19 protein-coding genes are annotated in these 13,604 nt (G+C 67.4%); 7 read left to right on the top strand and 12 right to left on the bottom strand.

The window, feature by feature from the left end:
- A partial coding sequence (locus WBV89_RS09985; protein WP_423981191.1) for a 2-oxoglutarate and iron-dependent oxygenase domain-containing protein occupies nucleotides 1-814 on the bottom strand: 814 nt, incomplete at its 3' end.
- Nucleotides 815-919: 105 nt separating this feature from the next.
- Nucleotides 920-1,939, bottom strand: coding sequence for a DNA polymerase ligase N-terminal domain-containing protein (locus WBV89_RS09980; RefSeq protein WP_423981190.1), 1,020 nt, complete (start codon nucleotides 1,937-1,939; stop codon nucleotides 920-922).
- A 115-nt stretch (nucleotides 1,940-2,054) separates the two neighbouring features.
- Here WBV89_RS09980 and WBV89_RS09975 point away from each other — a divergent pair, with 115 nt between their 5' ends.
- Complete coding sequence (locus WBV89_RS09975; protein ID WP_423981189.1) at nucleotides 2,055-2,441, top strand: cyclic nucleotide-binding domain-containing protein; 387 nt, start codon at nucleotides 2,055-2,057, stop codon at nucleotides 2,439-2,441.
- A gap of 29 nt (nucleotides 2,442-2,470) precedes the next feature.
- On the opposite strand, the gene WBV89_RS09970 is transcribed toward WBV89_RS09975, so the two are convergent.
- The 3 genes from WBV89_RS09970 to WBV89_RS09960 form a co-directional block, all read right to left on the bottom strand.
- Nucleotides 2,471-2,977, bottom strand: coding sequence for a hypothetical protein (locus tag WBV89_RS09970; protein ID WP_423981188.1), 507 nt, complete (start codon nucleotides 2,975-2,977; stop codon nucleotides 2,471-2,473).
- Nucleotides 2,974-4,038, bottom strand: a complete 1,065-nt coding sequence (locus WBV89_RS09965; RefSeq protein WP_423981187.1) for a phosphotransferase family protein — start codon at nucleotides 4,036-4,038, stop codon at nucleotides 2,974-2,976. The genes WBV89_RS09970 and WBV89_RS09965 overlap by 4 nt, the downstream gene beginning before the upstream one ends.
- Before the next feature lie 316 nt (nucleotides 4,039-4,354).
- Nucleotides 4,355-4,891 (bottom strand): hypothetical protein, encoded by a 537-nt coding sequence (locus tag WBV89_RS09960; protein ID WP_423981186.1) that lies wholly within the window; start codon nucleotides 4,889-4,891, stop codon nucleotides 4,355-4,357.
- Between the two features lie 54 nt (nucleotides 4,892-4,945).
- Between WBV89_RS09960 and WBV89_RS09955 the strand changes: the two genes are divergently transcribed.
- Nucleotides 4,946-5,200: a hypothetical protein gene (locus WBV89_RS09955; RefSeq protein WP_423981185.1), complete on the top strand. Its 255-nt coding sequence runs from the start codon at nucleotides 4,946-4,948 to the stop codon at nucleotides 5,198-5,200.
- Nucleotides 5,201-5,210: 10 nt separating this feature from the next.
- On the opposite strand, the gene mmuM is transcribed toward WBV89_RS09955, so the two are convergent.
- The gene (mmuM, locus tag WBV89_RS09950; protein ID WP_423981184.1) at nucleotides 5,211-6,140 is read right to left on the bottom strand and encodes a homocysteine S-methyltransferase; all 930 of its coding nucleotides are present in this window, start codon (nucleotides 6,138-6,140) and stop codon (nucleotides 5,211-5,213) included.
- An 11-nt stretch (nucleotides 6,141-6,151) separates the two neighbouring features.
- Nucleotides 6,152-6,643, bottom strand: coding sequence for an SRPBCC family protein (locus WBV89_RS09945; RefSeq protein ID WP_423981183.1), 492 nt, complete (start codon nucleotides 6,641-6,643; stop codon nucleotides 6,152-6,154).
- A 73-nt stretch (nucleotides 6,644-6,716) separates the two neighbouring features.
- Here WBV89_RS09945 and WBV89_RS09940 point away from each other — a divergent pair, with 73 nt between their 5' ends.
- From WBV89_RS09940 to WBV89_RS09930, 3 genes are read left to right on the top strand one after another with little or no spacing between them, the layout of a single operon-like run.
- The gene (locus tag WBV89_RS09940) at nucleotides 6,717-7,325 is read left to right on the top strand and encodes a DJ-1/PfpI family protein (RefSeq protein WP_423981182.1); all 609 of its coding nucleotides are present in this window, start codon (nucleotides 6,717-6,719) and stop codon (nucleotides 7,323-7,325) included.
- 19 nt (nucleotides 7,326-7,344) lie between these two features.
- The gene (locus tag WBV89_RS09935) at nucleotides 7,345-8,385 is read left to right on the top strand and encodes a threonine aldolase family protein (RefSeq protein ID WP_423981181.1); all 1,041 of its coding nucleotides are present in this window, start codon (nucleotides 7,345-7,347) and stop codon (nucleotides 8,383-8,385) included.
- Nucleotides 8,382-8,990 (top strand): DsbA family oxidoreductase, encoded by a 609-nt coding sequence (locus WBV89_RS09930; protein WP_423981180.1) that lies wholly within the window; start codon nucleotides 8,382-8,384, stop codon nucleotides 8,988-8,990. Before WBV89_RS09935 ends, WBV89_RS09930 begins: the two co-directional genes overlap by 4 nt.
- 3 nt (nucleotides 8,991-8,993) lie before the next feature.
- Here WBV89_RS09930 and WBV89_RS09925 read toward each other — a convergent pair whose 3' ends face one another.
- Entirely contained in the window at nucleotides 8,994-9,758 is a 765-nt protein-coding gene (locus tag WBV89_RS09925; RefSeq protein ID WP_423981179.1) for a TetR/AcrR family transcriptional regulator, read from the bottom strand.
- 138 nt (nucleotides 9,759-9,896) lie between these two features.
- On the opposite strand from WBV89_RS09925, the gene WBV89_RS09920 reads away from it, so the two are divergent.
- Nucleotides 9,897-10,364, top strand: a complete 468-nt coding sequence (locus WBV89_RS09920) for a deazaflavin-dependent nitroreductase (RefSeq protein WP_423981178.1) — start codon at nucleotides 9,897-9,899, stop codon at nucleotides 10,362-10,364.
- A gap of 21 nt (nucleotides 10,365-10,385) precedes the next feature.
- Here WBV89_RS09920 and WBV89_RS09915 read toward each other — a convergent pair whose 3' ends face one another.
- The gene (locus WBV89_RS09915) at nucleotides 10,386-10,565 is read right to left on the bottom strand and encodes a hypothetical protein (protein WP_423981177.1); all 180 of its coding nucleotides are present in this window, start codon (nucleotides 10,563-10,565) and stop codon (nucleotides 10,386-10,388) included.
- Between the two features lie 22 nt (nucleotides 10,566-10,587).
- On the opposite strand from WBV89_RS09915, the gene WBV89_RS09910 reads away from it, so the two are divergent.
- Nucleotides 10,588-11,289: a hypothetical protein gene (locus WBV89_RS09910; RefSeq protein ID WP_423981176.1), complete on the top strand. Its 702-nt coding sequence runs from the start codon at nucleotides 10,588-10,590 to the stop codon at nucleotides 11,287-11,289.
- 1 nt (nucleotide 11,290) lies between these two features.
- Here WBV89_RS09910 and WBV89_RS09905 read toward each other — a convergent pair whose 3' ends face one another.
- From WBV89_RS09905 to WBV89_RS09895, 3 genes are all read right to left on the bottom strand, one after another.
- Nucleotides 11,291-11,626 (bottom strand): DUF1971 domain-containing protein, encoded by a 336-nt coding sequence (locus WBV89_RS09905; protein WP_423981175.1) that lies wholly within the window; start codon nucleotides 11,624-11,626, stop codon nucleotides 11,291-11,293.
- Nucleotides 11,623-13,023, bottom strand: coding sequence for a sensor histidine kinase (locus tag WBV89_RS09900; RefSeq protein ID WP_423981174.1), 1,401 nt, complete (start codon nucleotides 13,021-13,023; stop codon nucleotides 11,623-11,625). Before WBV89_RS09900 ends, WBV89_RS09905 begins: the two co-directional genes overlap by 4 nt.
- Nucleotides 13,020-13,604, bottom strand: a 585-nt coding sequence (locus WBV89_RS09895) for a response regulator transcription factor (RefSeq protein ID WP_423981173.1), incomplete at its 5' end; no start/stop codon positions are given. The genes WBV89_RS09900 and WBV89_RS09895, both read right to left, overlap by 4 nt.

Genomic DNA, 13,604 nt, shown 5'->3' with positions numbered 1-13,604 from the left:
AGCGCATGAGCATGTCGCCGATGTTGCACGTGACCGTCCCCGGGACCGGCTCGACGTCGGTCCACCCGAGCGGATCGGTCGACTCGCGGCTCGCCGCCTCGGCACCCGGGCACAACTGCAGACCGCGCTGGCCGACGCGCTGGTGGAGCAGCGTGAGGCAGTCGAAATCGGTGTGGGCACCGGCGCGCCACTCCCCCGGCTGCAGGTCGCTCGCGTCCATCGGCAGGTAGTGCAGGACGCGCAACGTCGACTGGTACTCGGGTGAGGTCGGATCGTGGCGCTCGGCGAAGAACGCGTCGGGGAAGCCGAGCTTGCGGGCGAACGACGACAGGATCCGCATCGCGAGCGCGTGGTTGGCCGCCTCGAAGTCGGAGAGGATCCGGCGGAAGTCGGCGATCTCGTCCTCGGTCGGCCAGAGGTCGTACTTCTCCATCCGCGAGATCGTGACCTGGAACGTCTCCTTGTGGTCGTAGGTGCCGGTCGACGGTCGCTTCTGCGACTTGAACTCCCAGCCGCTGTTCGTGCGCGGCGGCATCGAACGGCGCTCCTTCACCTCGGTCGGGAGGTCGAAGAAGCGCTCGGTGATCGCGAAGGCTCGGTCGACGTCGGCCTGGGGAATCCCGTGGCCGGTCACCTGGAAGAACCCGGTCTCTGCTGCGGCCGACCACAGCGCGTCGTCGATGTCGGACTGGGTGGCCGATGCGTCGGACAGGTCGATGATCCGGATCTCCCGGTCGACGTCGACGCCGTCGCCGCCGAAGGTGCGTTCCTTGGCGAGTTCGGTCTCGACTGATCCGGTCGTGGGTGCGGACATGGTGGTCTCCTCGTGGTTGCGAGGGGCAATGACCTGCGTGCCGATCGCACGCTGACTGCTTCTACCCGTTGTCTCCCGCAACGATAGCGAGCCGATCGCCCGGACTCAGGTCGTACGGATCCAGTCGGGCGATTCGGTGCCGATCGCGTAGGTGGAGGCCATGAGCTTCGCGACGACGCCGGTCTCGCCTGCGTCCATGGCCGCGAACACCTCGTCGGGTTCGAGGATCGGCGAGGTTCGCCAGCCGGGACCGTCGAGGCGGAGGTCGTCGAGCTGTCGGCGGCGAAGCTCCCACGGGAGTCCGGTGAGCGGGTGGCCGTCGCTCCAGAGGACGTCGAACGCCATGAACACGACCGGTGCAGTCTTGGTCGCGTTGCGCGCGCCACTGTCGCTGCCGATGCGGAGCCGTCGATCGAGGCCGGAACCATCGTGGAGCACGTCGCCACTGTCCGGATCGATCGGGACGATGACGCCGTCGAGGATCAACTCGCGATGACCGATCGCGCGGCCGATCCGCCGGACCTCGGGGAAGTGGATTGAGATGTCACTGGCACCGGCATCGGTGATCACCACCCGGCCGGTGTCGTCGGTGACGATCGCCCGGATGCCGTTCCACCGCCGCTCGCACGACCAGGCCGAGTCACCCGACCCGCCGGCCATCACGTCGTCGGGCAGATCACCGTCGGTGGCGGTCATCGGAACGACGCCGATCGGGACCGCACGCCGATTCTCGTCGACGGGTGGGTCCATCCGGTGGATCAGCCAGTCCCGGCTCCCACGCATCGAGAACAACGAGTACTTTCCCGACACCCGCGTGCCCGACAGCGTGATGACGAGCTTCGTCGGATCGTCGGCGGGTTCGAGCTTGTGGAGTTCGAACGTCCCGGTATCCCACTGCGTGCTCCGACCGGCGCCGAACTGTCCGTCGAAGTCGTCGCCCTCGTGGTCGAGGAAGTCGAGCGAGTGGTCCTCGGTCCGGACCGCGAGTCGGTTCTCCTTCGGATTCCACGGGACGCCCCGAGGCAGCGCCCACGACAGCAGTACACCGTCGTGTTCGAGCCGCAGATCCCAGTGCAGTCGCGTCGCGTCGTGCTGTTGGATCACGAAGCGTCGCACATCGGCCATGGGGCCGAGTCTCGTCGACGGCACGACCCGTCAGGCGCGCTCGGACGGGGTGTTAGGTTGCGCACATCGCCCGTGGGACGGCGATCGTCGAAGCCGAAACGGGGATGAACCAGCCATGGAAGTCGATCAACTGCGCGCACTCTCACTGTTCGAGGGGTTGAGCGACGACGAACTCGCCGACTGCGCCGGACGGTTCAACGAGGTCGAGATCGTCGCCGGCAGCAGCCTCGCGAAGCAGGATGACTACGCCTACAAGTTCTTCGTCGTGCTCGACGGCGAGGTCGACATCCATCGCGATTTCACGTTTGTCGCGACGCTCGGACCCGGCGAGGTCTTCGGGGAGATGGCGCTCGTCAAGCACGAGAAGCGCAACGCTCGCGTCACCACCAAGAGCCGCTGCCGCGTCGCCTGCATGATGAGTTGGGACTTCACGGCGATGACCGAGCAGATCCCGACCGTGGCCGAACGGATCAACGCCGTCGTCCAGGAACGCGAGAGCTGACGACCGTCGCGAGCTCGTTCAGCTCCGGTTCAGCTCCGGCCGATGAATCCCTCACCGACGCAGATCGTCTGCACGTCGCGCACGTAGCGCGGCCCGAGATGGGCGCGCACGACCTGGACCGCATCGTCGGCGGACGAGATGCCGGCACGCTGCAGTTCGTCGAGATCGAGGAACGTGGTCTCGATCGCTCGTCCCAGTTCGGTGTGGGCTGCGATGACCGCGTCCCGATCGACCGGTGCAGGGAGCGGATCCCACGCGCCGAACGCAGACGCCCTCCCGCGCACACGATCGGCGGCGTCGCCGGTCGCGTCGCCCAACGCCGCGGCCGTGTCGACCAGCGTGCGAATCATGTCGTTGTGTTCGTCGACGAGTTGAGCGTCCATCACGGGGAGCGTCTGGCGCACGCCCTGGAGCAACGACTGCATCATCTGGGCGGTCGCGAACGCCTTCGGGTTGTTCAACGCCGGAAGGATCTCGTCCTCGATCGCGAGGAGGACACCTTCGAGAATCTGGTCGATGGACGGTGAGGTGTTCATGCGGGGACCCCCGGGTACTGCAGAAGTTGGGCCATCCCGGGCAACGCCGGCGCACTCGATTGGATGAGATAGAGGTGGAGCAGCTCCCGGTTCTCGAGGAGGACCCGACGGTTGATCGCGGCATTGATCGGAACGGCGATGTTGGCGCTGCCGAACAGCACGAAGTAGCCGATCTCCTGCTCGGTGATCTCGTACCCCGTCAACGTGTTGTAGTAGGCGAGGAACCCACCCTCGTCGGCCGGATGCGACATGATGCTCGTGTTGGACAGACCGTCCATCATCGCCATCCACCCGAGGTCCTCTCGCGGGTCGCCGACGCGTGCGTTCTCCCAATCGATCAGCGCGGTCACCCGGCCATCGGCGTAGAGGAAGTTCGCCGGATTGAAATCGCCGTGGACGACCGACAGCGGAAGCGGTCGCGGCTTGGTGCGACGCAGGGTCAGGAACACGTCGAGCAGGAGACACAACATCGGATCACGGTTGATCTGCGAGTAGTGATCGAGGTAGTAGTCGAACGTGGAGTCCATGTAGCGGTCCCACGACGCCACATCGATCCCGACGTGACGAGGATCGTCGAGATCGCCGTTCGGATTGAGGGTGGCGATGTCGGTCTGGTGGAGCTCGACGAGCGACTCGCAGAGATGCCGCACGACGTCGTCGACCTGGTCGACGTCCGGCCCATCGTGGAAGAGGTCGGTCGTCATCGAATTGCCGTCGGCCCGTCGCAGGACCATCGCCGCTTCACCGAGCACCGACCGGTCCATCTCGTACCCGAGGCTCTGCGTCACCGGGACCGTGGTGTTGAGCCGAACCGCTTCGATCAGATCGTGCTCGATTGCTCGACTCGTCTCGAGGAGGGCGACTGCGGGCGGCGGGTCCTTGCGCAGGATCAGCTGATGACGCTGCTGGCCGCCGGCGGCGTGGACGATCGCATCGAAGCGGAACGTCTCGCGAGAGAAGCCACCCGGGATCGGGCCGAAATCGACGATCTCCACCTGGTGCGAGCGGGGATAGAACCCCTCCACGATCCGCGCGACCTGACCCTCGAATCCCCCGTCCATGTGACGAAGGTAACACCTCGCTTCGGGGTTACTCGTCGGCGTCCCGGTCGTCACCGGCGACGACCAATCCTGCGGCGGCGACGCCGAGCGCCGCGTCCGCGCGTGCGAGATGCCCGTGTGGGTCTCGATGTCGTCACACACCACCACGAGGTCCGTCGAGATCTGCTGGAGGAGCACGTGCGCGAGGTGCCCGTCGGGAGTTTCCGGAACAGAGTCCGGAAGTTCGTCCGGACGGGCCAACTTGCGTCCCCGCATCGCGACTCCACCGAACCCGATCACGACCGCGCGCCCCGCGCGCTCTCGATCGACTCATCGATCACATCGCGCTCACCGGTCTGTTCGTACACCGCGATCTGATCGTCGACGATCGCTTCGCGGGCCCGATGGAGCGCGTCGGCGAACCGCACGCTCGCTCCGGAACGATCACCGGGGACCGCAGCACGTGCAGCGGACTGCGCGTCGTGCCGGCGAGACCGGCGGCGAAGAGCGCGGCAAATCCGGCGTCGGTGTGCGCCGGGTCCAGTTCGACGACCGGACCCGTCGCGGGCGCATCGGGGTGAACGATGGTGACCGCGAGGACCGGCAAGCCTCGTGTCTCCGCCTCCGCCGGCGCCTGGATGATCTTGCGGAGCTGTTCGCCCGGATGCACGTCGACCCGCGGGACATGGGCGGAGTAGATCTCGCGTGTGCCACAGAGTTCGAGCGCATGGCGGACCCCGGTGTTCCTGGGGAGGTCGACGTCCTCGACTGGGACATCGACCCGCGCGGCAGCCTCGAGGTACACGGTCACGTTCGGCGATCCCTGCGCAACGGCCAACACCACACGCGACGCGACCGCAAGCCCGCGAGTCATCGCGACGAGCGCATTCGGCATTTCCGTCGTCGAAGACGAGGGTGGGGATGCGGTATGACGGCGCACCATCTCGCGGTCGAACTGGTCTCGGACGAGGCGATCGACCACCGGATTCCGGCCGAGCCGTGGAACCTGCCGTGGCACCGCATTCGCTTGGACGACGGGCGTCCGGTCTCCCGGAAGAACGGAGCATTCGGTTCCGACACCGACCTGAACGAGATCCTGGTCGACGAAGGTGGTGACGTCCGCGACGGCGCGGCCACTGCGGCGTGTCGCTTCGGCCTCGCCACCGTGGAACCGCGTCCCTGATCGGGGCGATTCAGCGGTCGAGAGCGCTCGCGAGCATCGCGATGTCGGCCGGCGAGATCCGACAACACCCTCCGATGTAGCGCGCACCGGCTTCCAGCCACTCCGGCACGAGGTCGAGCGAGAACGAGTCGACACCGCACCAGGCGTTGGCGACCGCATCCCACCGCTCGCCACGGTTCGGATAGGCGACCCCGGCGACACCTGTCGCGGCGACGGCCGCCTGCACCGCGCCGGTCACCTCCTCCGGCGCCGAACAGTTGACTCCAGCGGCGATGATCTCGGTGCTCCCTGCCACGACGTCGAACGCTTCTGCCAGCGACTGGCCGGCGCGGGTCCGGCCGGAATCGATCGTGTAGGCGAACCAGGCCGGGAGTCCGACATCGTCGAGCAACGGTACGAGAACCTCGGCCTCGCGCACGTCGGGAATCGTCTCGACGGCGAACAGATCGGGCTCGGCTGCCGCCAGGAGTTCGAGCCGGGGCCCGTGGAACTCTCGGAGCTCCGACGCCGACAATCCGTACGCTCCGCGATACTCCGACCCGTCCGCCAACACCGCCCCGTACGGCCCGACCGACGCCGCGACGAGCAGCCGTCGTCCATCGGAGTCGGCCTCGTCCCGCGCCCGTTTCGCCAACGTCACGCTCGACGCGATCAGGCGCTCTGCCTCGGCCCGACCGAATCCCACGGCCTCGAACCCGGACACGCTCGCCTGGTAGCTCGCGGTCGTCGCCACGTCGGCGCCGGCGTCGTAGTACGACCGGTGCGCCGCGACGATCGATTCGGGATCGTCCCGGAGGAGCCGGGCCGTCCACATCTCGGTACGCAGGTCGGCGCCGGCGAGCTCGAGCGCCGTCGACAGTCCACCGTCGAGCACGACGATCGAGGGCGACGCGTCGGACAACAATTCGTCGTGATCCACCCCGTGGCCGCTCGCCGTCATGGCACCGTCATTCAGGCACCCGGGCGTCGGGCACCGGGCGCCACCGTGCGGGCGAGGATGCCGAGCGTGGCGCGCAGGTTGGTCTCCGAGATCACGGGGAAGATGTCCGCGGCCATCGGGCGGTACTGCTCGTGGATGTCCGACCAGTCGTAGTACGACGTCACCTTCGTCCCGCCGTCGGTCGGCTCCAGTCGGTACCCGTAGACGTGCCCGATCGGCGGCTGCATCTGCCCGTCGATCGTCCAGGCGATCGCACGGTCCTGCTCGAAGTCGGTGATCACGACCGTGACGTCGTACTCGCCCAGGTCGAAGTCGCGCAGCGAGTCGCGATCCATGTGCACGACGAACCGGTCCCCGACCGCACTCGCTGGATCGCCCGTCGACGACATCAACATCCCCGACGCGTCGATCTGGACGTGGCCGTCCGGACTCCGCAGAACCTCGAAGATCGCCCCCGGATCGGCGGCGATCGTTCGGTCGACTTCGATTCGCTGTTCGCTCATCCCCTCACTCTTGCACGCCACGCACCCGGGAATGCCTGCCGGTGGGTCGAGCCGTTTCGGCCAAGATGGCGGGGTGCACATCTCGATCCTGCTCTTCGACGACGTCGACCTCCTCGACTCCGGCGGCCCGTACGAGGTGCTGCTCACGGCCAACCGACTCGCCGCACGCGGCGGCGGTGACGCGCCCTTCGACATCGACACCGTCACGCTCGATGGTGAGCCTGTCACCGCGTACGGCGGCCTGGGCTTGATCCCGACGGCATCGGGCGATGTGCTCGAACGGACCGATCTCCTCATCGTCCCGGGCGCGGTCGACCTCGCCGGTCCGCGTGCGAACACCGAGATGCTCGAGGCCATCGCGGTCGTCGCCCGACGCGGCGAGACGACCGTCGCGAGCGTCTGCACGGGCGCATTCCTGCTCGACGACGTCGGACTGCTGGCCGATCGCCCGTGGACCACCCACTGGGAGGACATCGATCTCCTCACCGAGCAGGCCGGACCGGACGGTGCACGACGTGGGGTGCGCTGGGTCGATGCCGGATCCGTCGTCACCGGAGGTGCGCTGAGCTCCGGGATCGCGATGGCGCTCCACCTCGTCGAGCGGTTCGCCGGGCGCGCCCTCGCCGAACGGACGGCCAACCAGATCGACTACGTCTGGACCGAGGACTCGACCGGTGCCTGATCGCTGGGAGACACGCGACGTGACCCAGATCGAATTCCGGAGTGACAACGCCGCCGGTGTGGCGCCCGAGATCCTGACCGCGATCGGCGACGCGAACACCGGCACTGCGATCGCCTACGGTGCGGACGACCTGACGGCATCGCTGGAATGGCTGATCCGCGAGGTGTTCGAGCACCCGACGGCACGGGTGTTCCCGGTCACCAGCGGCACCGCCGCGAATGCGTTGTCACTCGCCGCACTGTGCCCACCGTGGGGATCGGTGCTGTGCCACGACAGCGCCCACATCCTGCAGAGCGAGTGCGGCGCGACGTCGATGTTCGGCGGTGGCGCGGTGATGCGCGGCGTACGTGGCAACGACTTCCGGATCCAGCCGGACACCTTCCGCGCCGCACTCGAGGCCGTCCGCTGGGGCGATCCGCACCATTCACAGCCGGCGGTCCTCTCGTTGACCCAGCCCACGGACATGGGCACGATCTACTCGCTCGACGAGATCTCGACGCTCACTGCAATCGCCGGAGAACGCGGTCTGCGGGTCCATCTCGACGGCGCTCGGATGGCCAACGCCATCGCGGCGCTCGGCTGCTCGGCGGCCGACGTCACCTGGCGTGCGGGGGTCGACGTCGTCTCGCTCGGCGCGACCAAGAACGGCGCGCTGTCGACCGAAGCGATCGTGACGTTCGACGACGCTGCCGCGGACGAGCTGGTGTACCGCACCAAACGGTCCGGCCACGTGACGTCCAAGATGCGCTACCAGTCCGCCCAGCTTCACGCCTACCTGACCGACGACCTCTGGCTCCGGCTCGCCACCAACAGCAACCGTCAGATGACGCGCCTGGCGGCGGGTCTCGCCGACCTCGGAGTCGAGTTCGTGAACCGACCCGACGTCAACATGCTCTTCGCCCGCATGTCCGACGACGTCGCGACCGAGCTGGAAGCCGCGGGTCTCCTCTTCTACCGCATGCCGGGATCGATCCGCCTGGTCACCAGCTGGCAGACATCCGACGCCGACATCGACGCCGCCCTCGACCGGTTCCGAACCGTCTGCGAAGATGCCGCATGACGACGGTCGAGGTGTTTGCGGAGATCACCTGCCCGTTCGCCTACATCGGGCTGCAGCACGTCGTCGAACACATCGCCGAACTCGATCGACCCGTCGACGTCATCGTGCGCGCCTGGCCACTCGAGTGGGTCAACGGTACGGGTCTCGCTGTCGACGGCGTGCAGACCAAGGCGCTGGCGCTCCGCGACCAGTTGGGTGTCGACAAGTTCTCGGGGTTGCGCACCGACCGGTGGCCCAACACGACGATCCCCGCTCTCGCCCTCGAGGCGGCTGCCTACGACAACGATCCGTCGACCGGCCTGGCAGTCGCGTCGGAGCTCCGCACGGCGCTGTTCGAGAACGGCATCGACGTCAGTCACCACGACGAACTCGCACGGATCGCTGCCGAGCACGGAGTGGAGTTCGACGTCGAGGACGACTCTGCCGTCCACGCCGACCACGAGGCGGGCGAGGTGCGTGGCGTCATCGGCTCGCCGCACTACTTCGTGGGCGACGACGACTTCTTCTGCCCGGCGCTCGACCTCGGTCGGGATGCCGACGACCATCTGATCGCACGCTTCGACCCCGCCGGGCTCGGCCGGTTCCTCGAACGACTCGCTCGCTGACGTTCAGGAATCGGGAAGGCCGATGATCTGAGCGGTTCGCCGGGCGGTGCTCTCGAACAACGCCGCGTGGTTCTGCACGAGATTGCGGGTCTGGCCGAACGACTCGAAGCTGACCAATCCGAACAGCTGCGTCCAGGCAATCACCACGTCGAGCAGCGTGTCGTCGTCGATGTCGAGGTCGACGCTCGCCCGCAGCTCGACGAAGTCGCCCACCAGCTCCGGATCCACCACCGACTCCACGCTCCACCCCGCCCCCACACCCCGTTCTCGTGAACTCTTCCGGCGCTCCGTGCGCGAAGAGTTCACGAGATCGCCTGCGTCGGTGCGGGTGGCGTCGCGCACGATCGAGATGAGCGCGCGCGACGCGCGGGTGCCCGAGACCGACGTCCGCTCCGGCGCGGCGTAGCCCGGAACCGGCGAACCGTAGAGCAGCGCGTACTCGTGCGGACGCTCGATCGCCCAGGCCCGAACGACGAGCGCCGCACCGACCCAACGGTCGGCAGGAGCCCGATCGGCACTGGCCTCGACATCGTGCTCGACCGCTTCGCCGAGCGAGGTGTACGCCGCATCGATCAACCGCGTGAGCAGCTCGTCGCGGCTGGCGACGTAGCGGTAGATCGCCGACGACACCATCCCGAGCTCACGGGCGACGGCGCGCACCGAGAGCGCCGCGGCGCCGACCTCGGCGAGCTGCTCACGACCGACTCGGAGGATCTCGTTGTTGACCTCGTCGCGGGCACGCTCGCGTGCGGTTCTCAACGTCGCCATCCGGTCAGTGTGACACACGCCCGACACGAAATGAGAGCACTGCTCTTGCCTTCTCGGGGCCATGTGTGTTCAATGATCACAGACGAGAGCACTGCTCTCGTCGAATCGATACGAACACCGAGCGAAACGAGACGAGACATGACCATCACCACGACGGACACCACCCGCTACCTCGAGCCCAACGGCCTGACCCGGTGGTTCATGAACCCGCTGATCAGCGCGATGACCCGGGTCGGGATCAGCGTGTGGGGATCACGGGTTCTCGAGATTCGCGGCCGGACGAGCGGTGAGTGGCGCTCCGTTCCGGTGAATCCGCTCGCGCTCGACGGCGGACGGTACCTCGTGGCGCCGCGCGGCGAGACCCAGTGGGTTCGCAACCTCCGCGTGGCGGGCACGGGCCGACTCCGCAAGGGTCGTCGCGTCGAGGAGTTCGGCGCCGTCGAGATCGTCGACGTTCACGATCGACTGCCGATCCTGCGCGCCTACCTCGACAAGTGGGCGTTCGAGGTCGGTGCGTTCTTCGAGGGCATCACCGTCGACTCGACCGACGCCGAGCTGCTCGCCGTCGCACCCGGATTCCCGGTCTTCCGCATCACCACCACCTGACGACCCACGCAGACCGTGGACTCAGCTGGCTCGGCGAGACTGGGCTTCTGCGAGGCGCGCGTGGAGGCGATCGCGGAGTTCGTCGGGGTTCGCGTCGATGAACTCGCGTCGCTTGCGCTTGACGGTCGCGGCACCCGCGGCGACACCCAGCGCCGCCGCCCCGACGATGCCGGCGAGACCAACCCACTTCCAGATCCTCATGCTCACTACCGTAGGGCCCACGATGACCGGGACCGAGCACCCCACCGCGAGCACCGACGAAACCTCCAGCGGGTATCGGACGATGTCGTTCGACGAGGCAGCCGGTGTCACCCGCACCGGTGATGTCTGGTTGTTCCGCGGGAGGTCGACCGCCGACCGGGCGATCCGGGCGTTCACCAACAGCCCGGTCAACCACGTCGGCATGGTCATCGCCCTCGACGATCTTCCGCCGTTGATCTGGCACGCCGAACTCGGTCGGACGATCCCCGACGTCTGGGCGGGCGTCACTCATCGCGGCACCCAACTCCACCGCCTCGTCGATGCCGCCGGCCAGTGGAACCACCGCTACGGGCAAGAAGCGTGGATGCGCCAGATCGACATCGACGTCACCACCGAGATGGAGGATGCCGTCATCGAGACGGTCGCCGAACTCGACGGACGCACGTTCCCGGCGACGCGATCGCTCGCGACCGGCTGGGTCAAGGGTCGGGTCCGGCGCACGTCCGATCTCGAGCAGCTGTTCTGCGCCGAGGTCGTCGCGATCACCTACGAACGGATGGGACTGCTCGAGTCGAAGCGACCACCCAACTGGTACGACCCCGGCAAGTTCTGGAGCGGCCACCACCTCGAACTCAACGGCGCGACCCTCGGCCCCGAGATCGCCGTCACGGACATCCCTCCGTTCGAGATGCCCGACCCCGATGGGTCCGCCGAGTCCAACTGACTCAGTCCGCCAGACCGGACGAGAAGGACGAACCGTCCACACCAGCCGAATCCGGGGGCCGATGGAACTCGACGGCGAAGCGGACGGGCTCGTCGAGCACGACGTGATGCGGGAGCTGCGGAGGAATCACCTGGTGCTCGCCGGCCGCAACCGTTCGGACGTCGTCGGGAGCGTCCTCGAACACGAATCCGAGTGACCCCTCCTCGACGACGAGTCGAGCCCACACCCCTTCGGCCACCGAGTGCGCCGAACGCAGTCCGGCCGGGGTCGTGTCCTGATCGAACGTCGGTGTGGACCGCTGGAGCGTGAGCCCGTCGGGAAGTTGCTCGTTGGTCATGATCGATTCCTCCTGGGGAAAGTCATCCGGAACGTGGCTCCGTTCCCGTGGTCGCCATCCTTGCGGGTCGACTCGACGGAGATCTCGCCATCGTGGGCCTCGACGATCGACTTCACGATCGCGAGTCCGAGGCCCGACCCTCCGGTCGTCCGCGCCCGCGAGTCGTCACCGCGGGTGAACCGGTCGAAAACGGCGGCGCCGACATCGACAGGCACGCCCGATCCGGTGTCGACGACGGAGATCGACACCGCAGCTTCGTCGGCCGCCACCCCGACGGAGATCGATGCGTCGTCGGGCGTGTGGACGATCGCGTTGTCGACCAGTCCCGCGAGTGCCTGGTGGAGTCGGAGACGGTCGCCCACGAACTCGACGGAGTCGGGGTCGTCCACCGCGATCGACCGTTCGGGATGTGCCGCCATCGCGAGCTCAGCCACATCGCGGACCATCTCGCCGAGATCGAACGGTGCCAGATCGAGGGGCCGCTCCTCGTCGAACTTCGCGAGCATCAAGAGATCCTCGACGAGCAACGTCATCCGCGCGGCCTCGCCCTGCATCCGCCGGACCGCATCGTCGAGTTGACCGGGCTGACGGAAACCGCCCTGGGCGTAGAGGTCGAGATAGCCGCGGATCGACGTGAGCGGCGTGCGCAACTCGTGCGATGCATCGGACACGAACGACCGCAGCCGCTGCTCGGTCGCGTCACGCTCGTCGAGCATGACGTTGAACGCCGTCGCCAACCGGCCCGCCTCGGTCCCGCTGTCGTACCCCTCGGCGCGGCGGGTGCGGTCACCTCCGGCGATCGCATCGGCCGTGTCGGTCATCTCCTCGATCGGGCGGATCCCGAATCGATTGACCCAGACGCCGATCAGAACCAGCACCACGGCGACGAGCGCCGCGACCGCGAGCAGGGTGTAGGTCAACTGGTCGATCGTGTCCTCGATGTCATCGATCGGAACCGCGATGATCGTCGGCGGGGCGGTGTCGGTCCCGGCGATGAACTGGACCCGGAACGTCGACTGTCCCGCCACTCCCTCGACCGTGCGGATCTCGGAGAACCCGCCGGGCGACGCGACGAGTTCATCGAGATCAGCGGCGTCGAGATCGGGAACGTCGGCCAACCGTTGACCGCGCACCGCGACGCGCAGCGCACCGGAGTCGTCGATCGTCGCCAGGTAGAGGTCGGAGATGCTCTCCTCGTCGATCGGCGGATTGTCGGCGCCCGGCGGGACCGGAGGAACGCGTGACCGCATCTGCGGTGGCAGCGGTGTCGTCGTGAGTTGCGTGTCGACCTCGTCGTACAGCTGGGCGCGTTGCGTGCGAACGGTGAAGACACCCGCTGCCACGATCACGAGGAACACGACGCCGAGGCCGAGCAGCAGGCGGGTCCGCAGCGTCACGGGTCCACCCGAAGGCAGAATCCGACACCGCGAATCGTGTGGATCAACTTCGGTTCCGACTGATCGAGTTTGCGTCGCAGATAGCTGATGTACGTGTCGACCACGGACGAATCGCCGCCGAAGTCGTACTCCCACACGTGATCGAGCAACTGGGCACGACTCAAGACCCGACCGGTGTTGACGAGCAGGTAGTGCAACAGCTTGTACTCGGTCGGTGATAGCTCGATCGTCGTCCCGGCGCGGGTGACGCGGTGTGCATCGACGTCGAGTTCGAGATCGGAGCATCGCAGCACGGTCGTCTGTTCGATCTGGCCCGCCTGGCGCATGCGCAGCTTGACCCGGGCGACCAGCTCGGCGATCGCGAACGGCTTGACCATGTAGTCGTCGCCGCCGATGGTGAGCCCCCGGACCCGATCATCGGTCGAGTCACGGGCGGTGAGGAAGATCACCGGCGTCCGCGACCCGGTGTCGCGGAGGCGGGCGAGCACCTCGAAGCCGTCGAGCTCGGGCATCATCACGTCGAGCACGATCAGGTCGGGACGGAATTCGTCGACCATCGCCAAGCCGGCGCGCCCATCGGA

The sequence above is a fragment of the Ilumatobacter sp. genome (assembly GCF_049588435.1).
Lineage (GTDB): Bacteria > Actinomycetota > Acidimicrobiia > Acidimicrobiales > Ilumatobacteraceae > Ilumatobacter_A.
The sequence above is the reverse complement of the archived record's forward strand: the minus strand, read 5'-3'. Positions and strand labels throughout refer to the sequence as shown.